The sequence below is a fragment of the Georgenia sp. Z2081 genome (assembly GCF_055326445.1).
Genome location: NZ_JBUZNK010000001.1, coordinates 236,043 through 261,838, shown reverse-complemented (window position 1 = coordinate 261,838; position 25,796 = coordinate 236,043). Strand labels below are relative to the sequence as shown.

Sequence of the window (25,796 nt, the reverse complement as noted above, 5' to 3'; positions counted from 1 at the left end):
CCGCGCCACGCGCGGACCGTCCCACGGGCCGCGCCCCGGCGCCATGGGGAGAGTTCCCCATGGCGCTCACGAGCAGACCACGAGTATGGCGTCGCCCCGTGCACCGGTACCGGAGAGGCCGCGGTGACCCGGGTGTCGGCCCCGCGACCTAGAGTGTCGGGGTGCCTCAGGACGTCGTGCTCGAGTGGGTCTCGGAGCTGACCGACGGCGAGATCGAGGCGGCCCTGGGTGCCGCCGCCCTCGAACGGGCCCGCGGGCTGGCCGGTGCCGGCCACGTCGGCGACCCGACGACGAACCCCGAGGGCACCGTCATCATCGCGCCCGTCGTCGGCAGCCGCGGGGACCGCTACACGGTCGTGGTGCGCGCGGACCCCGCCCCGGGGACCGTCGTGTGGCACGGGTCGTGCACGTGCCCCGTGGGCAGCTCGTGCAAGCACGTCGGCGCCGTCCTCATCGAGCTCCGCGAGCGCGCCCGCCGCACGCCCGACGGCCGCGGGTGGGAGTCCATCTTCGACCCCATCGTCGCCGACGGTCACGCCGCCTCCCCCGACCTCGCTCCCCTGGGCCTGCAGGTCAGCGAGGTCCAGCGCTCGTCCGGCCTGCGCACGCAGCGCCTGGCGATCGGCTCGCCGCGGGGTGCCGTCCCGCGGCTCCGGCTCCGTCCGGTCGTGCGCGGGCGCACCGGGCGGTGGCTCACCGGCGGCCGGTCCTGGGCCTCGGTGACCACCGGCTACACGGCGCAGGACTACGTGCCCGACCACGTCCGCGCCCTGTCCCTGCTCAAGGCCGCCGCTCACGGGACGCGTCCCGAGTGGCAGCGGGCCGAGGAGGTCTACCTCGACGAGCTCGACGGCAACGGGTGGCACGCGCTGGTCCAGGCGTACGTGGCGGGCGTCGATCTCGTCGGGGGCTCCGGCGTCGAGCAGCTGCGCCTCGCCCCCGGGGCCGCGCTCGGCGTGGACCTCACGGCCGCCGGCGACGGCATCCGCGTCACCCCCTACGTCGAGCTCGACCTCAACGGCGGGCACACCTCCCTCGTCGGCCCCTTCGCGCCGGCCGACCGCCCGGGGAGCCGCGTCACGCTCGAGGGCGACCCGGCCCACGGGGTGTCGGTGCGCGACCCCGACGGCAGCTACGTGCTCGCCCCGTTCGACCATCCCGTCGACCCCCACCTGCGGGACCTCACCATCGCGTCGGTCGTCGTCCCCGCGGCGGACCGCGTGCGGTTCACCCACGGCTACCTGCCCCGACTGCGCCAGCGGATCGACGTGCGCTCGTCGGACGGTTCGGTCGACGTGCCCGACGCCCTCGTGCCCGGCGTCCTGATCACCGTGACGATGGGGCCGGCCCACCGCAGCCGGGCCGAGCTGGGGTTCCGGTACGTGGGCGGGGAGCGGCACGTCGACGTCCCGCTGTGCGGGGGCGACCTCGACCTGCCGCGCGACGCCGCGACGGAGTCGGGCCTGCTCTCCGCGGTGGCGCGAGAGATCGCCATGGTGCCCGGGCTGCACCCGCCGGAGGTCGCCGTCGTCGACCTGGGTCCCGCCGAGACCGCGCTGCTCGTGGACCGGGTGCTGCCGCGGATGCGCGAGGCGGGCATCGCCGTCGAGGTCGTCGGGGACGCCGCCGACTTCCGGCGTGCCACCGAGGTGGCGACCGTCAGCGTGGCCTCCGCCGAGGGCCTCGACACGTCGACGGACTGGCTCGACCTGCGGGTCAGCGTCCACGTCGGCGACGAGGAGGTCCCCGTCGACGACCTCCTGCAGGCACTCGCCACCGGGGCCGACCTCGTCGTCCTGCCCTCGGGCACCTACCTCCCGCTCGACACCCCCGAGCTCACCGCGCTGCGCCGTCTCGTCACCGAGTCGCGCGCGCTCACGGACGCCCCGCCCGGCACGGTGCAGGTCTCCCGGTACCGCTCCGAGCAGCTCGAGGAGCTCGCCCACCTGGACCTCCTCGACGAGGACGTCGCAGCGTGGACCGACTCGCTGCGCGCGCTCGCGGACATCGCCGGCCGTCCCACCCCGGAGCCGCCCGCCGGCCTGGACGCGACCCTGCGGCCCTACCAGCGGGAGGGCTACTCGTGGCTCTCGCTGCTGTGGGACGCGCGCGCCGGCGGGATCCTCGCGGACGACATGGGGCTCGGCAAGACCCTGCAGACCCTCGCGACCGTCCAGCGCGGGAAGGAGCGCGGCGAGGTCGGCGGGCTGCGGGCAGGGGGCGGCGAACGGCGCGGCAGGACCGCGGACGGGGCGGGGGCCGCCACGGGTGACGCATCGAGCGACGCGGGTGACACCACGGCCGACGCCGGACCCGTCCTCGTCGTGTGCCCCACCTCGGTCATCGGCACCTGGGTGCACGAGGCGGAACGGTTCGCGCCCGACCTCACGGTCGTCGCGCTGCGCGCGACCGGCGCCCGGCGCGAGGAGGACCTGCGGGACGTGGTCGCGCGCGCCGACATCGTCGTCACCTCCTACGCGATCGTCCGGCTCGACGCAGACGAGCTCGCCCCGATCCCGTGGGCGGCGCTCGTGCTCGACGAGGCCCAGTTCGTCAAGAACCCCCGCACGGCCACGCACCGGGCGGTCGCGCGCCTGCGCGCGCCGCGCCGGCTCGCGATGACGGGCACGCCGGTGGAGAACTCGGTGTCCGACCTGTGGTCGATCCTCGCCCTCGTCACCCCCGGGCTCCTCCCCAGGGCCGACGTCTTCACCACGACGTTCCGCCGCCCCATCGAGGCCGGCACCGACCCCGGGCCGCTGGAGGAGCTCCGACGTCGGGTGCGCCCGTTCGTGCTGCGGCGGACCAAGGAGCTCGTCGAGCGGGACCTGCCGCCCAAGCAGGAGCAGGTCGTCTACGTCGAGCTCTCGGCCGCGCACCGCCGCAGCTACGACCGCCACCTCCAGCGCGAGCGCCAGCGGATCCTCGGTCTGCTCGACGACATCGGGCGCAACCGGGTCAGCGTGCTGTCCTCGCTGACGACGCTCCGGCTCGCGGCCCTGGACCCCGCGCTGGCCGACCGCGACGGCACCGCCGGCGAGCGGTCGACGAAGATCGACACCCTGCTCGACCACCTGGGCGCCGTCCTCGCCGAGGGGCACCGGGTGCTCGTGTTCAGCCAGTTCACGTCGTTCCTGTCCGCGGTCCGCGGCCGGCTGGCGGACGCGGGCATCGAGCACCTCTACCTCGACGGCTCCACGCGCGACCGCGAGGGGGTCGTCCAGGCGTTCCGCGACGGCGAGGCCCCTGTCTTCCTCATTTCGCTCAAGGCCGGCGGGTTCGGTCTCACGCTCACCGAGGCCGACTACGTCTACCTGCTCGACCCCTGGTGGAACCCGGCGGCGGAGAACCAGGCCGTGGACCGGACGCACCGCATCGGCCAGGACCGCCGGGTCAACGTCTACCGGCTCGTCTCGGCGGGCACGATCGAGGAGAAGGTGCTCGCGCTGCAGGACCGCAAGCGCGACCTGGTCTCGCGCGTGGTCGGCGACGGGGGCGCCCTGTCCGCCCCGCTCTCGCCCGACGACGTACGCGACCTCCTCGAGCACTGAGCGGGTCGGGCGCACGGGCGCCCGTGCGCCCAGGCGCTCGTCAGGCCCGGACGGCCTGCGCCTCCGGCTCGGTCGCCCCCGGGCCGCTCCGGTCCAGGCGGATGCTCACCAGCGCGAGGACGCCACCGGCGAGGGCGAGCGCGACGCCGACCCAGCCGGGCGCGAGGTAGCCGAGGCCACCGGCGATGACGAGGCCGCCGAGCCAGGCGCCCAGGGAGTTGCCGACGTTGAAGGCGGCGTGGTTGAGCGCGGCGCCGAGCAGCTCTGCCTCCCCGGCGATGTCGATGATGCGCGCCTGGATCGAGGGGATGAGCGAGGAGGAGGTGATGCCGATGGCGAACACGAGCGGGAACAGCAGCAGCCCGCTGCCGCCGAGGAGGGCGTAGAGCGCCATCGCCGTCGACATGCTCGTGAAACCGATGATCACGGTCCGGGCCAGGTCCCGGTCGCTGGCCCAGCCGCCGAGCACGTTCCCGATCACCATGCCGACGCCGAGCGTGGCGAGCACCCACGGCACGACGGGCTCGGACAGCCCCGCCGTCCGCGTCGCCACCTCGGCGATGTAGGAGTACACGGCGAAGAAGCCTCCGAAGCCGATCGCGCCGACGGCGAGCATGAGCCACAGCCGCGGGTTGCGGAACGCGGATAGCTCCTTCATCGGGTGGCGGTCGGGATTGCCGGGGACGGCCGGGATCGTGCGCAGCGCGAGCACGAGGGTGACCACGAAGATGGCGGCGACGGCCGCGTAGGCCCAGCGCCAACCGGCCTCCTGGCCCAGCCAGGTCCCCAGCGGGACGCCCACGACGTTCGCCACGGTGAGGCCGGACAGGGCGATGGCGACGCCCGCACCCTGGCGGCCCGGCCCCATGAGGCGCGCGGCGAGCAACGAGGCCACGCCGAAGTACGCGCCGTGCGGGAGGCCCGCGACGAACCGGGCGAGCGCGGTGAGGGCGAAGTCCGGCATCAGGGCGCTGGCCAGGTTCGCCAGGGCGAGCGCGGCCGCGAGGATGAGCACGAGACGGCGCTGCGAGAGGCGTGCCGTGATCACCGCCGTGACCGGGGCGCCCACCACGACGCCCAGCGCGTAGGCCGTGACGAACCAGCCGGCCTGCGCGATCCCGCCCGTCGGGTCGGACCCGAACCCGGGGACGAGCTCCTCGGCGATCTGCGGGAGCAGGCCCATGGTGACGAACTCGGTCGTCCCGATGCCGAAGCCCCCCAGGGCGAGCGTGAAGAGGGCGAGGTTGCGGCGTGCGGTGCTCGGCATCGACTGGTGCTCCGGGAGTCGGGACGGCCGGGACCCGCGGCGCGCTCGTGACGCGCCTGCGGTCGGGGCCGCGTGACCGGGGGTGGTCACCCGCCGTGCAACAGCGCGCCAGGTCCCGTTATGCCGGTTGTGACGGAGCGCTCGTTCCCGTCAGCCCCCGAGCATGCGGGGCGGCTCGCGGTCCACCTCGAGGCGGTCGTCGATGTTCCTGATCCAGCGCCGCACGGAGAGGGCGACGACGATCTGCATGACCCCCCAGAGGAGCGCGGCGATCGCGACGGTCCAGGCGACGACGTCGAGGGAGACCCAGGGGCGCCAGACCACGAACGCCCCCACGACCACGAAGAACGTGCCGGCGACGACGAGGGGCCGCACACCGTGGACGTACCTGCGGGCGCGGAGGGCCGTGATGAGCTCCCACAGCCCCATGACGATCGCCCACACGCCGATGACGGTGATCATCAGCGTGGCGACGTTGCCAGGCCGGACGAGCCCGAAGATGCCCGCGGCGATCTCGACGACGCCGAGCACGATCGTGAGGATCTTCTGCGTGGGCCGGTCCGGCTCCTGGTTCCTGGCGTCGACCCCGAGCCCGACGCCACCCAGGACGTTGAGCAGCCCGTCGACGAGCAGGAAGATCGAGAAGAGCTGGATGACGGCGTCGATCATCGTGCCCGGCCACAGGATGACGGCGACGCCCACGGCGACCGCGGCGATCCCACGGCCCGCCGTGGTGAGCCACGAGGTCCGGAAGATCTGCCGGACGGGGTCGCGTCGGTCCACCACGGCGCCAGTCAACACCCTTCCGGGCCCGGGGTCACTGGGGCAGCAGGCCGAAGATGTCGGCGAACTGGTAGCCGGCGAGGAACACGACGACGGCGACGATGAGCCAGCCCAGCACGTTGGCCACGGGGCCGTTGCGGTACTTGCCCATGAGCTTGCGGTTGTTCATGACGATCATGAGGAAGATCGCGACGATCGGCAGCAGCAGCCCGTTCGCGGCCTGGGCGATGACGATGATCTGGATCGGGTTGAACCCGGTGAGGGCGATGGCCCCGCCGACGACGAGGATCGCGACCCAGACGATGCGCGCCGGTGTCGAGCGAAGGTCGCTCGAGAGCCCGAGCACGCCGGTGATCGCGTAGGCGGCACCGAGCGGGCCGGCGATCGCCGAGGTGAAGCCGGCGGCGAAGAGGCCGAGCGCGAACACCCACGGAGCGGCGTCGCCGAGCAGCGGGGTCAGCGCCTCGGCGAGGTCCGTGCCCTCCTCGGCGGCGATGCCGCGCACGAACATCGACCCGACGGCGGTGACCATGACGGCGAGCGTGATGAGGCCGCCGATGCCGATCGAGACGGCCGTGTCGGTCCGCGCCTCCTTCATCGCCCGGTCGACCGGGACCTGGCCCCAGTTCTCCTTGACGAGCTGGGCCTGCAGGAAAAGGTTGTAGGGCACCACGGTGGTGCCGATGAGCGCGATCGCCGTGAGGATCGCGCCCGGCGGGATCGAGGGGACGAACATGCCCCCGAGGAGGTCGCCGAGGTTCGGCCTCACGATGACCGCGGTGACGACGAAGATGACGACGAGGACCGCCACCATCGCCATCAGCACCTTCTCGATGAGCTTGTAGCTCCCGGTCCACAGCAGGGCGAAGATCAGGGCGATGAGGACGACGACGACGATGCGCGTGTCGACGTCGACGACGTTCGTCACGGCGAGGGCCGTGCCCGAGGTGTCGCCGCCCGCGTAGGAGGCCCCGCCGATGCCGATCGCGGCGACGACGAGGACCGCCATGAGCAGGCGGGCCACCGGGGAGTGGAAGACCTCGCGCATCGCCTCGCCGAGGCCGCGCCGGGTGCCCAGGCCGAGCCGGGCCGTCATCTCCTGGAGGATGATCGTCGCGACGATGGAGAAGACGATCGTCCAGGCCAGCGCGTGCCCGTAGTCGGCGCCCGTGACGATCGACGTGGTGATCGTGCCGGGACCGATGAACGATGCCGCGATGATGAGGCCGGGACCGAACCTCGAACCGGCACGGCGGCCGGACACCGAAGCGCCGGGCGACTGGGTGGCGGCCTCGCCGGCGGTCAGCGGCTCCGAGGCCGAGCCCTCCGGACGGGCGGCGTGGGATCCGGAGCCGTGGGGACTCGGCGCAGGCTTTCCGGCGGGCCCGCCGGGCCCGCCGGCACCGGCGGCGTGGGCTCCGCCTGCGTGCGTTCCGTCGTCGGTGGACATGGGGGGCTCCTCACGAGACTGCGTCACCGGGTACGGCCCGCGGCCGTCGGCGACGATCGGTCGGTATGCGCGAGACCCTATGCCCCGGGCACCACACTGTCATGACACCCCGCGGCGTGTCCCGGTCCTCGGACGGCGGGTGCTGCCGCCGGATCCGGACGGACCTAGTATCGATGGGGCGCCCCGGACTGTCCGTGGACCGTGCGGCAGGAGCGGGCGCCCACCGACACGAGGAGGTCTGCATGTTCATCCGGTCGATCGACGAGGTGCCCAAGGTCGAGTGGGGCCAGGGCACGAGCCAGCGGGTCCTGACGAAGAAGGACGGCATGGGCTTCGCCGTGGCGCACACGGTCGTCCGCAAGGGCACCGAGGCGGCGCTGCAGTACCGGAACCACCTCGAGGCCTGCTACTGCATCGGCGGCAAGGGGTACGTCGTCAGCGAGGACCGCCAGACGCGGTACGAGATCACGCCCGGCGTCATCTACGTGCTCGACGAGCACGACGCCCACTACCTCCAGGGCGGCGAGGACGAGGACCTCATCCTCGTGTCGATCTTCAACCCGCCGATCAACGGCGACGAGGCGCACGAGCTCGTCGACGGCGGCTTCTCCTCGTACGCCGCGACGACGGACTGACCCCACGGCCGACGAGTGAGGGGAACCTTCGCGACGAGTGAGGGGACTTTCGCTCCGACCCGGGCGGATCTCCGCATGTCGGTCGACACGTCCCCTCACTCGTGCCGAAATATCCCCGCGCTCGTCAGGGGAGGCGGGCGTCGAGGTCGAGGACCACGCGCAGCAGCACCTCGGCGCCCACAAGCGCCCACTCCGGCGTGATCGCCTCCTCCTCCGCGTGCGACACGCCCCCGACGCACGGGATGAACAGCATCCCGGTCGGCACCCGCGAGGCGACCTGCACCGCGTCGTGCCCCGCGCCGGACACCAGCTCGCGCGGCGGGTGACCGAGCTCTGCCGCCGCACGCGCCACCGCTCCGGTGACGAGCGGGTCGAACGTGACGGGCTCCGCCCGGGAGATCTCGCGGACCTCGGCGACGACGCCGCCGCGGGTGGCCCGGTCGACCGCCTCCCGCACCTCGGCGACCATCGCCTCCAGCTCGGTCCGGTCCGGGTGGCGGAGCTCCACTGTCAGCGACGCGCTGCCGGGCACCACGTTCGGAGACCCCGGTCCGACGACGAGGCGCCCCACCGTCGCCCGCCCCACCCCGGGACGGGCGAGGCCGATCCGGTGGACGTCGGTGACGACCTGCGCCGCGGCCACGAGCGCGTCCCTGCGGGACTCCATGGGGAACGTCCCGGCGTGCGCCGGCGAGCCGGTGAGCTCGACCTCCAGCCAGCACATCGCCTGCACGCCGGTGACCGTCGCGACCCTGAGCCCCTCGGCCTCGAGGAGCGGGCCCTGCTCGATGTGCGCCTCGAGGTAGGCGGCGTGCTCGTCCGGGGTCACGACGTCGGACCCCGCCCAGCCCGTGACGGCGAGCGCCTCCGCCAGCGTCTGCCCCTCGGGCGCGCCGGGCACGTCCAGACCGTCGCGTGAACGGGACGCCAGCGCCGCGCCCGCGTCGAGACGCCCCGCGTACACCGAGCTGCCACCCATCATCGGCGCGAACCGGGCGCCCTCCTCGTTCGTCCAGTCGACGAGCTCGACCGGGTGCCGCGTCACGTGGCCGGCCCGCTCGAGCGCGTCGAGGACGGCCAGACCCGCGACGACGCCGTACACCCCGTCGTACCGCCCCGCGGACGGCTGCGAGTCCAGGTGGGAACCGACGAGGATCGCTCGGGGGTCCGCCACGTCACGTCCCGCTGCGGGCCCGGTCCCCGCGGTGGGGTCGCGTCCCGTGGTCGCGCCGACGTCGCTCCCACCGCCGGGGCGTCGGAGGAACATGTTGCCCACCCGGTCCACGCGCGCGCCGGCTCCGGCCTCGGACGCGCGCTCGCGGAGCCAGGCGCGGGCATCGGCGTCGTCGGGACCTGCAGCGAGCCGGTGGAGACCGCCGGCGGGGGTCGCCCCGAACGTGCTCACGCGCTCGAGGTCGGCCCACAGGCGCTCGCCGTCGATCATCACCTCGCGGTGGGGCGACGTGTCGTCGCCCGGGCGAGCACCGCCGTCGGGAGACGCCGCCTTCCCCGGGTGAGGGCCGCCGTCGGGGGACGCCGCTCTCCCCGGGTGAGCCCCGCCGTCGGGGGCGTTCACCGGTCCCGCTCCTCGGCGGCCACGTGGGCGACCTCGCCGGAGTCCTGGTGCGCGGCTCCGGTGTGGGCGTTCGGGGCGCCGGCGGGCCTGCGGTAGCGGAAGTCGCAGTGGGAGGCGCCGGACATGATCGTCTGCGTCCGCTCCAGGGTGATGCTCGGGTCGTAGCCGAAGGGGAACTCGAAGTCCCGCGTGCAGGACAGCAGCTCGCCGATGTCCCCCAGACCCATCTCGTGGTAAGTCTCGGCGTACCGGCAGCGGTGGACGTCGTAGGAGTAGACCTCCTCGGTGGCCTCCAGGGTCTCCGTCTGCAGGGCGTCGTCGGCCTTCCACAGGTCCTGGAGGTCGATGAACGTCCGCAGGTTCGAGCCGCCCGGCTCGCGCTGCGCGAGGCGGGCGCCCTGGGCGCGGGCGTCCTCGCGGATCGCCTCGGTGAGGATCTCCCTGGCCCGCTCCTCGCCCAGCTCGCGGACGAGGATCCGGTGCACGGGAGCGAGGATCGCCGCCTCGATCCGCCGGCGCGTGAGGATGGGGAGGTCGTCGTCGCTCGTCGGGGTGGTCATGGATCCAGTGTCCGCCACCCGGCCCACGCGCAACAGTCGTCGATCGTGGGGCGCGCTCACTGGCCGTTTCGGGGGCAGAAGTCCGCTCACTCGCCAGGGGTGGGACGGTCAGGCGAGCTGGAGGACCGCCACCGTCCACGGCTGCACGGCGTAGTCGCCCTCGACGACCTCCGCCACCGCGGTGGGCCACACGTTGCCCTGCTCCTCCGCCCACGGCGCGGTATCGACCACCCGGTGCCAGCGCAGGCCGTCGTGCTCCTGGCCGAGGGCGAAGTCGACCACGTCGGTCGTCATGTTGACGCACATGAGGTAGTCGTGGCCGCCGACCGGTGAACCGTCGATGTGCACACGCACCGCACGGTCGCCCGCCTGGGTGCCGCGCGACGCATCAGGGGAGCCGAAGAGGTAGCTGACGTCGCCGTCGTCGAGGTGGACGCCGCCCCACTCGCGCTGCCGGAGCGCGGGCTCCACACGACGCAGGTGGGCGAGCGCCTGCGCGAACGGCAGGAACGGGCTGGTGCCCTCGGGCGTCGCCGCCTCGCCCACGTTGTCGTGATAGGCGGCCTCGACCTGGCCGGTCGGGTCGACCGGCAGCTGCGTCGGGCGGTTGGAGGTGGCGAAACCGTAGTTCGTCCACATGCCCACCGAGTTGAGCGACCAGGGGTTGTTGTTGCCGTTCTGGGTGCGTCCGAGCTCGTCGCCGGCCACGATCATCGGCACGCCGCGCGCGAGGAACAGCACCGTGAGGAACGAGCGCAGCCGGGCCCGCCGCAGCGCCTGGTCGCCGCCGGAGTCCCACGACCTGTTGTCGTCGGAACCGCCGTCGGACGGACCGAACGGCGGTTCGCCGTCGTTGACCTTGTCGTTGTAGGAGACGAGGTCGAGCATGGTGAAGCCGTCGTGCGCCGTGACGAAGTTGATCGAGCGCGCGGGGCCGCCCTGGTCGTGGAAGTGCGGCCAGTCGCCGTTGACCTGCTCGACGAACGCCATCGTCGAGCCCTCGCCGCGCAGGAAGTCGCGCACCGCGTCCCGGAACCGGCCGTTCCACTCGCCCCAGCCGGCGGGGAAGTTGCCGACCTCGTAGCCCCACAGGTCCCACGCCTCGGCGATCACCTCGATCCGGCGGTCGGCCGCGAGGTCGCGGATCGAGGTGAGCAGCGGGTGCAGGGGGTAGAACTCCTTCTGCCCCTCCCAGTCCTCGCGGGCCGAGTCCTCGGGCGCGCGCCCCAGCACCGGTGCCAGGTCGAACCGGAACCCGTCGACGCCCATGACGTCCGTCCAGTAGGCCAGCGAGTCGAGCACGAGCCGCTGCGAGGCCTCCGAGGAGAAGTTCACCTGGTTGCCGGTGCCGGTCGCGCCGTCGACGAGAACGTGGTCGTCTGTCTGGACGTAGTACTCCGCCGTCGCGAACCCGCCGAGGGAGACGAAGGCCGACGTGGCGGGGTCGCCACCCCAGCTGCCGCCCTCGCCCGTGTGGTTGTAGACGACGTCGATGTACAGCTCGATCCCCTGCTCGTGCAGGGCGCGGGCCATCTCCTTGAACTCCCGGGTGGGGCCGCCGGGGCTCGTGTCGCAGGCCAGGTCGCGGTTCGGCGCGAAGAACGCCAGCGTCATGTAGCCCCAGTAGTTCGACGTGCCGTCGTCGCCCGGGCGGGCGGTCGTGTCCGTGGCCTGCACCGGGAGGAGCTCGAGGGTGGTGAGGCCGAGACCCTTGAGGTACGGCGCGAGCTGCCCGACCCCCTTGTACGTGCCGCGCGCCTCGTCGTCGACGTTGCGCACGCCGGAGAAACCACGGCGCCCGGCGAGGTCGTCGCCGAGCGTGGTCACCGACGGGTGCGCGGTCATCGCGTGCGTGTGCCCCTCGTAGATGCTCGTCCCCTCGGACGGCAGGTGCGGGTGCGTCCCGAAGGACGTCTCGTCGACGACGACGATCCCCTTCGGCGCGATCCGTCCCGTGTCGACCTCGCGTCGGGGCCTGCCGTGCTGCGCGTGGGTGTCCGGGCCGCCGGCGAAGTCCTCGGGGGTCCCGCCCTCGGCCTCGATGAGCGAGGAGGAGAGGTTGTGCGTGATCTCGCGGGCGTAGGGGTCCAGGAGGACCTTGTTCGGGTTGAAGCGGTTGCCGACCTCGTCGTGGTCCGCGGAGAAGCCTGCCGCCGAGCCGCCGCGGGACCAGTCCTCGTGGGGCTCGAAGCCTGGCCCCCAGACGCGATAGCCGTACAGGGTGCCGTGGCCGGCGCCCTCGACGCGGGCGCGCCAGATGCCGTCGTGCCCGCGGTGGGTGTCGACCTCGACGGAGGCGTCGGTGCCGGTGGCCGACGGGTAGATCTCGAGCAGCACGCGGGTGGCCGCCGGTGCGTGGACCGCGAAGGTCGTGGCGCTGGTGCCCGGGGTGCTGGTACCGGAGTCGCTGCCCGGGGTGCTGGTGCCGGAGTCGCTGCCGGCATCGGCGTAGGCGCCGAGCGGGTAGGTGGCGGTGGCCCACCGGTCCTCGTCGACGGGCTGGATCGTGGCGGGGGTGTCGTCGCCGGGCGACCCCGGCTGCTCGTCGGTCGTCGTTCCGGCCACGGGTACCTCCTGCTCGACGTCCGGGCCCGCGCTCGGGCCGGCACCGATCTGGGCGCGCTCCGGGACGGGGTCGAGGACGCGCGGTCCTCGCGGTCGCCTGGCCCGGAGGTTGGTCAGCGAACGCAGCCTGCGGGCCGAGACGACCGTGACCACGCCCGCGCCGGCAGCGGCCACCACTGCGACGAGGGCCTTGCCCACGCCGTCGGAGAGCCCGTCGGTTCGTGCCATGCGTCCATTGTGACCGGAACGGTGGTCGCGTGCCCGGCAACGCCCTCATGCCGGGTGCCGAAGCACGAGAGCAGAGCGTCCCGCTGTGTCACCCCACGAGATCAGGGGAAGCTGCACGACGTAGAGGGTTGTTTCCGCCGACCTCGCGCACTTCCCCTGATCTCGTCCGGGCGCTGGGCGCCTCGGCGCCGGACGGGTCAGCGCCGGACGCCGAGGCTGTCGGTCCCGTCGCCGTCCCAGTCGCCGACGAGCACCTCGTCGCCGGCCCGGCCGTAGTGCACGGCCAGGTCCGCGACCGTCGCCCTCAGCGAGTTCGACACGAAGTACTCCGCACCCCGACGGATGGCGAACGAGTCACCGCCGTCGCCGTCCCAGTCGCCGGCCACCACCCGGTCGTCCGGCCGCCCGTACGGGAGGACCGACTCCGCCGCGGTCGCGGTCAACGAGTTGGAGATGTAGAAGTCGCGTCCACGCCGGACGGTGAAGGTGTCGGCACCGTCGCCGTCCCAGTCACCCACGAGCACCTCGTCGGTGGCTCGCCCATAGGTGAGCACGTGGTCCGCGACGCTCGAGGTGAGGTCGTCGACGAGGTAGTAGAACTGGCCCCGTCGCACGGCGAGCGTGTCGATCCCGTCGCCGTCCCAGTCCCCCACGAGGACGGTGTCGGTCGTGCGGCCGTAGCTCTGGACCGAGGTCGCCGGACCGCCGAGCGCGGACGAGAAGAAGTACTCGTTCCCGCGACGCACCGCGAGCGTGTCGGCGCCGTCACCGTCCCAGTCCCCCACGAGGGCCTCGTCGGTGCTCCGGCCGTAGGTGAACACGTGGTCCGCGGTCGGACCCCAGTCGTCGGTGAGGTAGAAGGTGACGCCCGGCCCGGGCGGCGGGGGCGGCGGGGGCGGCGGGGGCGGAGGGGGCGGATTCTCCACGGTCGTCGACGGCGTCGGGTCCGGGGCCGCGTAGTGGAAGTCCGCGCGGTTGTCGTCCGTGTCGACGGCCGCCGTCCGCCGGATGGACTCGTCCAGCCCGACCGTGAGGTTGACGGGCAGGGCTTCGTACGCCCAGGCCCTGCCGTACCCGACGAGGTCGACGAGGCGCCCGTCGAGGTCGCCGGTGGCGACGATCGCGTGGTCGAGCTGGGAGGCGGGGATCGTGACGGGCGCGCCGTCGGTGAACAGGCCGACGACGCCGTCGGTCTGGGCGATGGTGATGTCCGGGCGGTGCATGTCGGTCAGGTCGACGAGCGACTCCCCGGCTGCTGCCGCGTCACCGGCCACGAGGACCAGCAGGGTGCCGCCTGACGGCAGGGCGCCCGCGAGGTCGACGACGGCGTAGGGCTCGCCGGCGACCCACGCGTAGAACGCGAGGTCGTAGCCGGACAGGTCGATCGTGCCGGCCGTCGGGTTGTAGATCTCGACGTAGTTCTCGCGGTACTGCGAGTCCCAGTCGGCCCCCGATATGCCGCCGACGGAGTAGATCTCGTCGATGACGAGGTCGGAGGCGTCCGGGGCGGCCGCGGCGGGCAGCGACAGGGCGGGGACCGCGACGACGGACAGTGCCAGGGTGGCGAGCACTCCGACCCCGGTCACCTCCCGGCGGCGCGGCTGGTCTTGGATACGCATGGTGCATCTCCTTGCGGGCGGGGGGACCCGTCGGCGCCGTCGCCGGCAGCACGACGAGCTGAGGAGGAAGGAGTGGCGTCACCATCGACGCGAGGATGCAGGGGCACTGGCTGGGCCGGCGCGCCACGCCGCGGGCGGCGTGGCGACGGCCCGGAGGGGCGCGAGGCCCGGACGACGCTCCCGGGGGTGGAGCGTCGGCACGGAGATGATGGTGGCGGTATCAAACCACCGGCCGGCCCCCGGCACAACGGCCCTGGCCCCGCCGGCCGTGCGGGACCGGCTCTCGTCCGGCCGACGACGCCGAAGCGCCGTGCCGGCGGCTCAGCGACCCCGGGGAGGCGGGCAGCTCAGCCGCGGCCGCCCGCAGGTCGCGTCGCGCGACGCGGTCCGCGACGCGCGGACCGTTCGTGCTGGCCGGCCTGCTCGGGCCGGCGGGCCTGACCCGCGTGACCGCCCTGACCCGCGTGACCGCCCTGGGGAGCGCGGCCGCCCTGGTCGGCCCCGCCGGAGCGGGCCTGGCGCGACCGCGGCGCGCCCTGCGGTCGACCACCCTGGCCGGCCTGGCCGGACCCGCCTCGACCGCGGCCACGCCCCCCGCGGCGACGACGCGATCCGGACTCCGACGTCGCGCCGGCCTGGCCACCCTGGACCCGGCCGGGCCCCTGGCCCCTGCCCTGCGGGCGTCCGCCGCCGGGGCCGCGCCCACCGGCTGCGGGCTCCGCCGCGACCGGGTTCTCCTTCGCGGTGCCGTCGGCGATGTCGGCGAGCACGCCGTCCCCGGGGCGGACGCGGTGCAGCGTCGGTCGGATGCCGGCGGCGCGCATGAGGGTGCGCACGTCGGACGTCTGGGCGTCGGTCGACAGCGTGACGACCGTGCCGGAGGCGCCGGCGCGCGCGGTCCGCCCGGACCGGTGCAGGTAGGCCTTGTGCTCGGTCGGCGGGTCGGCGTGCACGACGAGCGCGACGTCGTCGACGTGGATGCCGCGCGCCGCGATGTCGGTCGCAACCAGCGTGGGCGCCGAGCCCGAGTGGAACGCCTCGAGGTTGCGCTGCCGGGCGCCCTGCCCGAGGTTGCCGTGGAGCTCGACCGCCTGGTGGCCGCGCGAGCCGAGCTGCTTGGTCAGCCGCTTGGCCCCGTGCTTCGTGCGGGTGAACACGATGGCGCGCTCGGCCTTGCCGGCGAGCTCGGCGACCACGTCGATCCGCTCGTCGTCGCGGACCTGCAGCACGTGGTGCGCGGAGGTCGGCGGCGGCGCGGTCGCGGAGTCGGCCTCGTGCACGACCGGGTCGGCGAGGTACTTCTTCACGACGACGTCGACCCCGGCGTCGAGCGTGGCGGAGAACAGCTGGTGCTGGGCCGCCCGCGGGACGGTGTCGAGGATGCGGCGGACCATCGGCAGGAAGCCCATGTCGGCCATGTGGTCGGCCTCGTCGAGGACGACGATCTCGATGCCGTCGAGCCGCGCCTCGCCCTGACCCATGAGGTCGAGCAGGCGGCCCGGGCACGCGACGAGGATGTCGACGCCGGAGCGCAGCGCGGTGACCTGCGGGTTCTGGCCGACGCCGCCGAACACGGTGCGCGTCGTCAGGCCCGCGGCGCGCGCCAGCGGGTCGAGGGTCTCGGTGATCTGCAGGACGAGCTCGCGGGTCGGGGCGAGGATCAGCGCCCGGGGCCGGCCTCCGGACGTGCGCCGCGGGCGCTCCGCGGCCGCGAGCCGCCCGACGAGCGGGAGGCAGAACGCGTAGGTCTTGCCCGAGCCGGTGCGGCCGCGGCCGAGCACGTCGCGGCCGGCGAAGGAGTCGGCCAGCGTGGCGGACTGGATCGGGGTGGGGGTGGTGATCCCGGCGCGCTCGAGCACGGGGAGCAGCGTCGGGGGCACGCCGAGGCGTGCGAAGGCAGTCGTCATGGCGGGGTGGTGTCCGTCCGTCGTCGACCTCGTCCGGGCGCTCGGCCCGCGCGGGTCGCGGCGGGGGCGCTGGCGGCGGGTTCTCCCGCGGCACCGGCAGCCCGGGACGAGGAACGTGCGGACTGCCTGGTCAGGGTACGCCACACGCGGCCTCACGCACCGTCAGGGAGACCGAGGTCTCCCTGACGGGCGGTGCACGGAGTCGCCCGACGGCGTCGCGCACGTCCGGCGCGGGGGCGCCCGTCCGGCGCGGGGGCGCCCGTCAGTCGGGGGCCGGGCCCATGAGGTGGAAGACGCCGCCCTGGTCGTCGGCGACGGCGGCGAGCCGCCCGTGCGGGGTGTCCCGCGGCTCCGACACCACGGTGCCCCCGATCTCCACGACCCGGCGGACCGAGGCGTCGGTGTCCGGGGTGCCGAAGTACACCGACCAGTGCGAGCGGTCCTCGGACCCGGCGGGCAGGCCGGTGATGCCGGCACCGCCGTCGGGCGCGTCGCCGAGCACGGTGTACGTACCGTCGCCGTCCCCGGCCTCGTCCCGCTCGAGCTCGCGGCACTCCCAGTCGAGCACGTCGGTGTAGAAGTCGACCGCCGCGTCGTGGTCCGCGGACGCGAGCTCGAACCACACCGGCGTCCCGTTCCCGGGCGCGGCCTGGACGCCCTTGAGGATCTCCGCCTCCCACAGGCCCACCTCGCCGTCGGTGGGGTCCGCCACGACGGCGAGGCGCCCCCACGACGACGCCGACCGCGGCGCCACGAGCACCGTGGCACCGGCCGACTCGGCTGCCGTCACGGTGCCCTCGAGGTCCTGGGTGGCGAGGTAGACCGACCACCGGGCCGAGCCGCGGTCGTCGTCGGACATGGGGCGGAACCCCGCCACCCGCTCGCCCTCGAGGACGCCGAAGGACATCCGCTCACCGGCCGGGCGGTTGTGCTCCCACCCGAACAGCCGCCGGTAGAAGCCGGCCGCGCGCTCCGTGTCCCGGACCGACAGCTCGATCCAGGCGGGCTCGCCGCGCCCGTAGCTGCGCGGACGCGCCGGGGCCGGTCGTTCCTTCTGGTCCGGCGTCGTTCCGGTCGTACGTGACGTGCTCAAGACGTACCTCCTGACTGCGCACCCACAGGTGGGCGCGAGCGGTCTCGGTCACCAACCAGCGTACGACTCCGCCACCGGGGCCCACGGGGAGGCCCGGACGCCTCAGAGCCAGGACGGCAGCTCCGCGACCCGCCGTCGCACGGTGTTGGTGAGGACGCCGACGCCCTCGATGTCGACCTCGACGACGTCTCCGTCCTCGAGCAGCCCCTGCGGCTCCATGAAGTACCCGACGCCGCCAGGCGTGCCGGAGACGATGACGTCGCCCGGGTTGAGCGGGGTGATCGTCGAGATGTGGGCGATGAGCTCGGGGATGTCGAACGTCAGCTGGGCGATCTTCGCCTGCTGCCGGACGTCGCCGTTGACCCGGGTCGTCAGCGTGGACTCCAGCAGGTCCGGCACCTCGTCGGGGGTGACCATGGCCGGACCGAACCCACCGGTGCCCACGAAGTTCTTCCCCGCCGTCCACTGCGGCGTGGCGCGCTGCCAGTCCCGGGCCGTGAAGTCGTTGTACGGCGCGTACCCGGCAATGTGGTCGTAGGCGTTCTCGGTGCCGACCCGGTAGGCCTGGGTGCCGATGATGACCGCCAGCTCGCCCTCGTAGTCGAACGTCGAGCTCTCGGGCGGGTAGATCGCGTCGGCGCCCGCACCGATCTGGGACTCGATCGTGCGGATGAACAGCGTGGGGGCAGGCGGGCGCTCGCGGCCGGCCTCCTTGGCGTGCGCCTCGTAGTTGACGCCGACGCAGATGATCTTCCCCGGGGCGGGGATCACCGGCAGGTAGGTGACGTCGGCGAGCGCCACGCGCGGGGCGTCGCCGGGCAGGGCCGCGGCATCGGCCGGCAGGCTCCCCGCGGTGATGGCGTCGGCGAGGGAGATGGCGACGTCGGCACCGCCGGGCCCGAGGACGACGACGTCGTCACCGTCGACCGCGCCCCACGTCGGGGCGAGCTCGGTGGTGGTGAAGGTGGTGAATCGCATGTGGCGCCTCCGGGGCGATCGGCCGCGCGGTGGGCGCGGCGGGATGGTCGTGCGCGTACCTGATCGTGCCAGGTCGAGGGGACCGCGACTCAGTCGGTCTCGAACGCGGTCCCCCACATGGTGGCGGGCCGCTCGGCGGAACGAGCCCACATCTGAACGCTCGGGGGCTCGTCCGAAGCGCGTGAACCCGATAACCTGACGATCGGTTCACCTTTTCCGACAGTCGAGATTCGTCTCGGTGTCCGGGGAGGAACGCCCGGCCGACGACGATGACGAAGGAGTCTTTTCATGACGGTGACGTCTGTTCCCGGGACCGCCCGGGGTCTGGACAAGGTGGTGGGTTCTGCCGCGGAGGCGGTGACGGACATTCCCTCGGGTGCGCTGCTGGCGGTGGGTGGTTTCGGCCTGTCGGGCAACCCGGTGGCGTTGATCGATGCGTTGCTGGAGCAGGGGGCGGACGACCTGACGGTGGCGTCGAACAACTGCGGTGTGGACGACTTCGGCCTGGGCGTGCTGCTGGGTGCGGGTCGGCTGCGGAAGATGATCGCGAGCTACGTGGGGGAGAACAAGTCCTTCGAGCGCCAGTACCTGTCCGGTGAGCTGGAGGTCGAGCTCAACCCGCAGGGCACGCTCGCGGAGCGGCTGCGTGCGGGCGGTTCGGGGATCGCGGCGTTCTACACGCCCACGGGGGTGGGGACGCAGTTCGCGCTGGGTGGTCTGCCGCAGGTCTACAACCCGGACGGGACGGTGGCGAAGGCCTCTGCCCCGAAGGAGACGCGGACGTTCGTCGTGGACGGCGAGCCGCGTTCGTACGTGCTGGAGGAGGCGATCCGGGCGGACTTCGCTCTGGTGCACGCGATCGCGGGCGATCGGCACGGGAACCTGGTGTTCAACAAGTCGGCGCGGAACTTCAACCCGTTGGCCGCGATGTCGGCGAAGGTCGCGATCGTGGAGGTCGAGGAGCTGGTCGAGCCGGGCGACATCGACCCGGACGAGGTCGACCTGCCGGGCGTGTTCGTGCACCGCCTAGTGCACGCCCCGGCGACCGAGGCGTCGAAGCCGATCGAGAAACGCACCGTGCGTACCGAGAACGAGGAGGCCTGAGCGAGATGGCGTGGACCAAGGAGCAGATGGCCGCGCGCGCGGCCAGCGAGCTGAGCGACGGCGACTACGTCAACCTGGGGATCGGGCTGCCGACGCTGGTGCCGAACTACCTGCCGGGTGGGGTGGAGCTGAGCTTCCAGTCCGAGAACGGGATCCTAGGGGTGGGCCCGTTCCCCTACGAGCACCAGGTGGACCCGGACCTGATCAACGCCGGCAAGCAGACGGTGACCACGCTGCCGGGTGCGGCGTTCTTCGACTCGGCGATGTCGTTCTCGATGATCCGCGGGGAGAAGATCGACGTCGCGATCCTGGGCGGCATGCAGGTCTCTGCCGGCGGTGACCTGGCGAACTGGATGATCCCGGGCAAGATGGTCAAGGGCGCCGGCGGCGGGATGGACCTGGTCCAGGGCGCGAAGCGGGTCGTGGTGCTCATGCAGCACACGAACAAGGCCGGGGAGCCGAAGATTCTGGACACCTGCGACCTGCCGCTGACCGGCACGGCCGTGGTGGACCGGGTGATCACCGACCTGGGCGTCATCGACGTCACCGACGACGGTCTGGTCCTGGTCGAGGTCGCCGCCGGCGTCACCCCGGACGAGGTCGTCGCCGCCACCGGCGCGAATCTCACGGTCGCCGAGACGCTCGCCGGGGCCGGGTCATGACGGCCGACGCCGCGACGGGGCCCGCGACCGCGGTGGGTGCCGACGACGTGGTCGTCGTCGGGGCCGCTCGCACCCCGTTCGTCCGGTTCAACGGTCAGCTCGCGACCCTGTCCGCGGTCGAGCTCGGTGCTCACGCGATCGGCGCCGCGCTGGAGCGGTCCGGCGTGTGCGGCGAGGCCGTCGACGTGGTCCTCATGGGGCAGGTCCTGCAGGCCGGAGCGGGTCAGAACCCGGCCCGGCAGGCCGCGCTCGCGGCCGGTGTCCACCCCGGTGCGCACGCGTCGACGATCAACAAGGTCTGCCTGTCCTCACTGGCGGCGATCATCGACGGTGCCCGCCTCATCCGCCTGGGCGAGGCCGAGGTCGTCGTCGCCGGCGGTCAGGAGTCCATGTCCCAGGCCCCCCACCTGCTGGGCGGGACCCGGAAGGGGTGGGCGTACGGGGACCGCACCGCGGTCGACCATCTCGCGCACGACGGCCTGACCGACGCCACCTCCGGCCACGCGATGGGCCTGGACACCGACAACTACACCACCGCCGACCACCCCGGCATCACCCGCGAACGGCAGGACGCCGTGGCCGCGGCCTCGCACCAGCGGGCCGCCGCCGCACAGGAGTCCGGCCGGCTCTCTGCCGAGATCGCACCGGTGACCGTCAAGAGCCGCAAGAGCGAGACGGTCGTCGACGCCGACGACGGACTGCGGGCCGACACCACGCCCGAGTCCCTGGCCAAGCTGCGTCCCGCGTTCCGCAAGGACGGGTCGGTCACCGCGGGCAACGCCTCCCAGATCAGCGACGGCGCCGCCGCCCTGGTCCTGACCCGCCGAGCTACCGCCGAGGCGAACGGATGGGAGGTGCTCGCCACCGTCCGAGCCTCCGGCCAGGTCGCCGGCCCCGACACGTCTCTGCACGACCAGCCCGGCAACGCCATCGCCGCCGCCCTCGACCGGCAGGGGTGGAACGTCGACGAGCTCGCGCACATCGAGATCAACGAGGCTTTCGCCGCCGTGAGCATCGCCAGCGCAGCCGTCCTGGGCATCGACCCCGGCGACGAACGACTCAACCCTCACGGCGGCGCCATCGCCCTCGGACACCCCATCGGCGCCTCCGGCGCACGCCTGGCCACCCACGCCATCCACCAGCTCCGCGCCACCGGAACCGGCCGCGCCGCCGTCGCGCTGTGCGGAGGCGGCGGACAAGGCGACGCCCTCCTCATCGAGACCTGACCACACCCCGGGCACGACGCAGCGTCCCCCGGTCCGCGAGGGCCGGGGCCGCGCTCGTCGCGCCGCGTCGTCCGTGCGTCACCCGTCCAGGCCGGGGACGACGCCTGCCCAGCCGAGCCGCCGCGAGATCGCGAGCGCCGTCGTCGCGACGGCCGGGACCGACGTGCGCAGGGCCGGGGTGCCGGCCCGGACGACGACCGACACGGCCGCCACCACCTGGCCGGTGCCGTCGACCACCCGCGCGGCGACCGACGAGGCGCGCTCGTTGACCTCCTCGCGCACCACCGCGAGCCCGGTGCGGCGGCACTGCGCCAGCTCGGCCCGCAGCCTCTCGGGCTCCGTCACGGTCCGCGGAGTCAGCCGCTCGAGCGGGCCGGCGAGCACCTCCTCGACCAGGACGCTCGGGGCGTGCGCGAGCAGGACCTTCCCCGCCGCCGACGCGTGCAGCGGGAGGTCCCCACCGACGTCGGAGACCACGACCACCGCCTCCGGCGCCGAGATCCGGTCGACGATCACCGCCTCGAGCGTGCCGAGGACGGCGAGCTGGACGTGCTCCCGCAGAGCCGCGTGCAGGTCGTGCATGTAGGGCAGCGCCATGGCGCGCACGCTCGCCGACGAGGGCACGAGCAGTGCCAGGTCCCTGGTCCGGGCGCCGATCGCGTAGCGGCCGTCCGGACCGCGCGCAAGGAGCCGAGCGCGGACGAGGTCGGCCGCGATGCGGCTCGTCGTCGCGTGGGCGAGCCCCGAACGGGCGACGAGCTCGCCGAGACCGAGCGTGAGGTGGTTCGCGTCGAACGCATCGAGGATCCGCACGGCCCGCTCGAGCACGCCGGCTCCGGGCTCGTTCGTCCGTGGCATCGGCTTCTCCTCCCGTCCACGCCGAACGTATCCGTTGATCGGACCTCGGGGTACCTCAGCTGCCCCGCCCTCGCGCACGATCCGGGTCGGCGGACACCACGACCGGCCCGCCCAGGCGCCGACGCCCGCACCCCGGAGGACCCATGACGACGCCCACGTCCCGCACCCAGCCACGGATCGCCGTCGTCGGCGGGGGGATCGGTGGCCTCGCCACCGCGGCGTTCCTCGCGCGTCACGGCCTGACCGCCCACGTGCTCGAGCAGGCGGCGGAGCTCAGGGAGGTCGGTGCGGGCGTGGTCGCCGCACCGAACATCGTCCGGCTCCTGCGCCGCCTGGGTCGCTACGAGGACTTCTCCCGTTCGGCCGTCCCGCTGCGCGCGGCCTGGCAGTTCCAGCGCTGGGAGGACGGCCGCGTGCTCTCCACCGAGCGGCTCGACCCGGCGTGCGAGGAGCTGTACGGGGAACGGACGTACACGGCGCACCGGGCCGACCTGCTGGCGACCGTGCGCGGCGCGGTCCCCGCCGAACAGGTCTCGCTCGGCGTGCGGGCGATCGAGGTGACGGAGGTCGGCGACCACTACCGCATCGACCTCGCCGACGGCTCGAGCCACGAGGCGGACGTGGTGGTCGCCGCCGACGGCGTGCACAGCGTGCTCCGTCAGCAGCTCGCGGCCCCGGAGGATCCCGAGCCGTCCGGGATCGTCGCCTACCGCGCCCTGGTCCCCGCGGAGCACGCCCCGCCCGGCGCGAGGGAGCCGGTCCACACGCTCTGGCTCGGTCCCGACCATCACCTCGTCCACTACCCCGTGAGCGCGGGACGGCTGGTCAACGTCGTCGCGTTCGGCCCGGCCGGCGACGACCGGGACGACTCGTGGACTGCCGAGACGACCGTGGAGCAGTTCCGCGCCGAGTTCGCCGGCTGGGACCGACGGGTCACCGACCTCGTCGCGGCCTCCGGGCGGGTCGGCCGCTGGGCGCTCCTCGACCGACCGCCGCTGCCCCGCTGGACCTTCGGCGGCGTCACCCTGCTCGGCGACGCCGCGCACCCCCAGTTCCCGTTCTACGCCCAGGGAGCGGCGCAGGCGGTCGAGGACGCCGCCACGCTGGCCGTCACGCTGTCGACCACCCCGGACGACCCGCACGCCGCGCTCGTGCGCTACGAGGAGCTGCGGCGTGCGCGCACGGCCGAGATCCAGCGCATCAGCCACGGTCGCGTGCACGCCAACCACCTGCCCGACGGCGCGGCCCAGCGCGAGCGCGACGCCCGCCTCGCGGACGGGGACCCGTTGGTCGCCAACGGATGGATCTACGGCCACGACGCCGAGGCCGTCGCCCTCGCTGCCGAAGGGCGCACGTGACCGCTGCCGAGGGCCACCGCCCGGTCGCCCGCCCGGTCGCCCGCCCGCAGGGAGGGACGCTCACCGGGCAGGTGCTCGGCGGCGACTCACGGGAGCAGATGCGCGGCGAGCGCGCGTGACGTGCCCACCGGGTCCTCGGCGGGCGCCTGGTGCGCCACGCCCTCGAGGACGACGGCCGTACCGTCCTGCACGGCACCGACGATCTCCTCCCCGCGCGGGGGCGGGCACACGGCGTCGTCGGCGCCGTGGACGGTGAGCAGCGGGGTGGCGACCTCGCCGAGCCGGTCGCGGACGTCGAACTCCGCGAGCGCCTCGCAGAGCCGGGCGTAGGCGTGGCGGTCGGCGTCCTGGAGGGTGTGCAGCAGTGCGGCGGCCCGGTCGGGGTGACGCTCGATGAAGCCCGGGGCGAACCAGCGCTCGGCGGAGCCGGTCACCTGGGACGGCGTGCCCGACGCCGCGACGAACGCCGCCCGCTCGCGCCAGGCGTCCGGCTCGCCGATCCGGGCCGCCGAGCAGAGCACGGCGATACCGTCGAACAGCCGCGGGTGGTCCAGGGCGAGCTGCAGGGCGACGGCGCCGCCGAGGGACACCCCGGCGTACGCGATCCGCGCGCCCTCCGTCGCGACGCCGGAGACCCGCAGGTCCCCGACGAGGGCGGCGACGGCGTCGGCCAGGTCCGCGACCGACGTCGGCTCGTCCCGTGCCGAGGAGCTGCCGTGCCCGGGCATGTCCCAGCCGACGACGACGAACCTGTCGGCGAGCTCGGCGGCGCACCCGGCCCACAGGGCCTGCACGCCGGTGCCGAGGCCCGCGCCGACGACGAGCACGTCCGCACCGGGCGGCGCCTCGGTGCCCGGGGTCAGCCGGGTCGCCGTGACGGTGGGGGCGCTCACGTGACCGCCGGGTACTCGATGCCGGGGAACTGGAGGAACACCGTCTCGTCGGCCGCGTGCTCGCCCAGGCCCTGGAGCCGGACGTCGAAGTGCAGCGATCCGTCCGGCAGGCGGTCGGCGACGAGCGTGTGCCGGCGCGACTCCTCCACCGAGGACAGCAGCGGGTCCGCGGCCAGCGCCTCCGTGTCCTCGGGCAGGTAGATCCGGGTGTGCAGCTTGTTCGGCAGGCCGCGGGCGAACACCACCATGTGGATGAAGGCGGCCGCACCCGGCTCGACGGGTCCCGGCTCCACGGTGGAGAACGTGAAGGTGCCGACGTTGTCCACGGCCGCGCGCCCCCAGCCGGTGAAGGTCCAGCCGTCACGCACGAGCGACCCCGTCTCCTGGACGATGCGGCCCTCCTCGTCGGCCTGCCAGATCTCGATCAGTGCGTCGGGGACCGGGGTGCCGTTCCCGTCGTAGACGGTGCCCGTCAGGCGCACCGCACGCGGGCTGCCCGGCGCGACGAGGTGCTGGCCGTCGGGGAAGGGCAGGTAGACCGGCCCGTAGGCGTCGATGTAGCCGAAGAACGGTCCGATCGTCTGCCCCGGCGTGGGCGCAAGTCGCTCGCGCCCCTCCTGGGCCGCGCGCAGCTGCTCGGCGTCAATGCGCATCGGGGTCCTCCTCCATCCAGGTCCGGTTGCTGCCGGTGAGCACGATGTCGAACGTGTACCCGGTGTTCCACTCGTGGCTGGACACGTCGTGGTCGTACGTGGCGACCAGGCGGTCGCGGGCGGCCTGGTCGGTGATCGACTGGAAGATCGGGTCCAGCGCGAACAGCGGGTCGCCCGGGAAGTACATCTGGGTGATCATCCGCTGCGTGAAGTCGGTCCCGAACAGGGAGAAGTGGATGTGCGCCGGCCGCCAGGCGTTGTGGTGGTTCTTCCACGGGTAGGGGGCGGGCTTGATGGTGGTGAACGAGTACGTACCGGAGTCGTCGGTGATCGTGCGGCCGATGCCGTTGAAGTTCGGGTCCAGGGGCGCCGGGTGCTGGTCCCGCTTGTGCACGTAGCGCCCCGAGGCGTTCGCCTGCCAGATCTCGACGAGCTGGCCGCGCACGGGGCGGCCGTCGCCGTCGAGGATCCGGCCGCGCACGACGATGCGCTCGCCGAGCGGCTCCCCCGAGCCCTGGATCGTCAGGTCGGACTCCACGGCATGCACGTCGCGGTGGCCGAAGGCCGGCGACCACAGCTCGATGGTCTCCGGGTCGGCGTGCTGCATCGCCTTCGTCGGGTGGCGCAGCAGGGAGCTGCGGTACGGCGGGAAGTCGACGCGCGGCTGCGTCTCGCCCGAGGCACCGGCGTGGATCGAGCTGATCTCCGCGCTGATGGTCGCCTGGGAGTCCTGCGTCGCGGCGGGGTCGAGGACGTGGGCGCTGTCGAACGTCTCGTCGTCGTCAGCGGCGTCGGCCCGCCTGGGAGCCTGGGTGCTCACGGGACCCTCC

At 73.7% G+C, this 25,796-nt stretch carries 20 protein-coding genes; 6 read left to right on the top strand and 14 right to left on the bottom strand.

The annotated features are described in order from the left end of the window. Window positions 1-161: 161 nt before the first annotated feature. Window positions 162-3,551, top strand: a complete 3,390-nt coding sequence (locus ACZLKG_RS01265) for an SNF2-related protein (protein ID WP_463647648.1) — start codon at window positions 162-164, stop codon at window positions 3,549-3,551. Window positions 3,552-3,591: 40 nt separating this feature from the next. Here ACZLKG_RS01265 and ACZLKG_RS01260 read toward each other — a convergent pair whose 3' ends face one another. The 3 genes from ACZLKG_RS01260 to ACZLKG_RS01250 form a co-directional block, all read right to left on the bottom strand. Then, on the bottom strand, window positions 3,592-4,818 hold the full coding sequence (locus tag ACZLKG_RS01260; protein WP_463647647.1) for an MFS transporter: 1,227 nt from the start codon (window positions 4,816-4,818) through the stop codon (window positions 3,592-3,594). Between the two features lie 150 nt (window positions 4,819-4,968). Further along, window positions 4,969-5,604, bottom strand: a complete 636-nt coding sequence (locus tag ACZLKG_RS01255; RefSeq protein ID WP_463647646.1) for an HdeD family acid-resistance protein — start codon at window positions 5,602-5,604, stop codon at window positions 4,969-4,971. 31 nt (window positions 5,605-5,635) lie between these two features. After that, complete coding sequence (locus ACZLKG_RS01250; protein ID WP_463647645.1) at window positions 5,636-7,051, bottom strand: Nramp family divalent metal transporter; 1,416 nt, start codon at window positions 7,049-7,051, stop codon at window positions 5,636-5,638. A gap of 242 nt (window positions 7,052-7,293) precedes the next feature. Between ACZLKG_RS01250 and ACZLKG_RS01245 the strand changes: the two genes are divergently transcribed. Beyond that, window positions 7,294-7,686 carry an ectoine synthase gene (locus ACZLKG_RS01245; RefSeq protein ID WP_463647644.1) on the top strand — a complete coding sequence of 131 codons (393 nt, stop codon included), beginning with the start codon at window positions 7,294-7,296 and terminating at the stop codon, window positions 7,684-7,686. 124 nt (window positions 7,687-7,810) lie between these two features. Here ACZLKG_RS01245 and ACZLKG_RS01240 read toward each other — a convergent pair whose 3' ends face one another. The 7 genes from ACZLKG_RS01240 to ACZLKG_RS01210 form a co-directional block, all read right to left on the bottom strand. Beyond that, complete coding sequence (locus tag ACZLKG_RS01240; RefSeq protein WP_425707383.1) at window positions 7,811-9,262, bottom strand: Zn-dependent hydrolase; 1,452 nt, start codon at window positions 9,260-9,262, stop codon at window positions 7,811-7,813. After that, window positions 9,259-9,822: an L-2-amino-thiazoline-4-carboxylic acid hydrolase gene (locus tag ACZLKG_RS01235; RefSeq protein ID WP_425707382.1), complete on the bottom strand. Its 564-nt coding sequence runs from the start codon at window positions 9,820-9,822 to the stop codon at window positions 9,259-9,261. Before ACZLKG_RS01235 ends, ACZLKG_RS01240 begins: the two co-directional genes overlap by 4 nt. Before the next feature lie 108 nt (window positions 9,823-9,930). Further along, complete coding sequence (locus tag ACZLKG_RS01230) at window positions 9,931-12,615, bottom strand: alpha-amylase family glycosyl hydrolase (protein ID WP_463647643.1); 2,685 nt, start codon at window positions 12,613-12,615, stop codon at window positions 9,931-9,933. Between the two features lie 197 nt (window positions 12,616-12,812). Beyond that, window positions 12,813-14,234, bottom strand: a complete 1,422-nt coding sequence (locus ACZLKG_RS01225; RefSeq protein ID WP_463647642.1) for a hypothetical protein — start codon at window positions 14,232-14,234, stop codon at window positions 12,813-12,815. Between the two features lie 347 nt (window positions 14,235-14,581). Continuing rightward, window positions 14,582-16,141, bottom strand: a complete 1,560-nt coding sequence (locus tag ACZLKG_RS01220; RefSeq protein WP_463647641.1) for a DEAD/DEAH box helicase — start codon at window positions 16,139-16,141, stop codon at window positions 14,582-14,584. 262 nt (window positions 16,142-16,403) lie between these two features. After that, complete coding sequence (locus ACZLKG_RS01215; RefSeq protein ID WP_463647640.1) at window positions 16,404-17,234, bottom strand: VOC family protein; 831 nt, start codon at window positions 17,232-17,234, stop codon at window positions 16,404-16,406. A 102-nt stretch (window positions 17,235-17,336) separates the two neighbouring features. Next, window positions 17,337-18,212, bottom strand: coding sequence for a fumarylacetoacetate hydrolase family protein (locus ACZLKG_RS01210; protein ID WP_463647639.1), 876 nt, complete (start codon window positions 18,210-18,212; stop codon window positions 17,337-17,339). Between the two features lie 288 nt (window positions 18,213-18,500). Here ACZLKG_RS01210 and ACZLKG_RS01205 point away from each other — a divergent pair, with 288 nt between their 5' ends. The 3 genes from ACZLKG_RS01205 to ACZLKG_RS01195 are packed head-to-tail and all read left to right on the top strand — an operon-like array spanning window position 18,501 to window position 21,204. Continuing rightward, window positions 18,501-19,316, top strand: coding sequence for a CoA transferase subunit A (locus tag ACZLKG_RS01205; RefSeq protein WP_463647638.1), 816 nt, complete (start codon window positions 18,501-18,503; stop codon window positions 19,314-19,316). A 5-nt stretch (window positions 19,317-19,321) separates the two neighbouring features. Further along, window positions 19,322-19,978: a 3-oxoacid CoA-transferase subunit B gene (locus ACZLKG_RS01200; protein ID WP_463647637.1), complete on the top strand. Its 657-nt coding sequence runs from the start codon at window positions 19,322-19,324 to the stop codon at window positions 19,976-19,978. Then, window positions 19,975-21,204 carry an acetyl-CoA C-acyltransferase gene (locus ACZLKG_RS01195; protein ID WP_463647636.1) on the top strand — a complete coding sequence of 410 codons (1,230 nt, stop codon included), beginning with the start codon at window positions 19,975-19,977 and terminating at the stop codon, window positions 21,202-21,204. Before ACZLKG_RS01200 ends, ACZLKG_RS01195 begins: the two co-directional genes overlap by 4 nt. A 78-nt stretch (window positions 21,205-21,282) precedes the next feature. Here the strand turns inward: ACZLKG_RS01195 and ACZLKG_RS01190 are convergent, their stop codons facing one another. Beyond that, complete coding sequence (locus ACZLKG_RS01190; protein WP_463647635.1) at window positions 21,283-22,062, bottom strand: IclR family transcriptional regulator; 780 nt, start codon at window positions 22,060-22,062, stop codon at window positions 21,283-21,285. A 143-nt stretch (window positions 22,063-22,205) separates the two neighbouring features. On the opposite strand from ACZLKG_RS01190, the gene ACZLKG_RS01185 reads away from it, so the two are divergent. Then, a complete protein-coding gene (locus ACZLKG_RS01185; RefSeq protein WP_463647634.1) occupies window positions 22,206-23,420 on the top strand; it encodes an FAD-dependent monooxygenase in 1,215 nt (404 codons plus the stop codon). A gap of 86 nt (window positions 23,421-23,506) precedes the next feature. Here the strand turns inward: ACZLKG_RS01185 and ACZLKG_RS01180 are convergent, their stop codons facing one another. The 3 genes from ACZLKG_RS01180 to pcaH are packed head-to-tail and all read right to left on the bottom strand — an operon-like array spanning window position 23,507 to window position 25,786. Next, a complete protein-coding gene (locus ACZLKG_RS01180; protein ID WP_463647633.1) occupies window positions 23,507-24,313 on the bottom strand; it encodes an alpha/beta fold hydrolase in 807 nt (268 codons plus the stop codon). Next, window positions 24,310-24,966 carry a protocatechuate 3,4-dioxygenase subunit alpha gene (gene pcaG / locus ACZLKG_RS01175; protein ID WP_463647632.1) on the bottom strand — a complete coding sequence of 219 codons (657 nt, stop codon included), beginning with the start codon at window positions 24,964-24,966 and terminating at the stop codon, window positions 24,310-24,312. Before pcaG ends, ACZLKG_RS01180 begins: the two co-directional genes overlap by 4 nt. Beyond that, a complete protein-coding gene (pcaH, locus tag ACZLKG_RS01170) occupies window positions 24,956-25,786 on the bottom strand; it encodes a protocatechuate 3,4-dioxygenase subunit beta (RefSeq protein ID WP_425707352.1) in 831 nt (276 codons plus the stop codon). Before pcaH ends, pcaG begins: the two co-directional genes overlap by 11 nt. Between the last annotated feature and the right edge of the window lie 10 nt (window positions 25,787-25,796).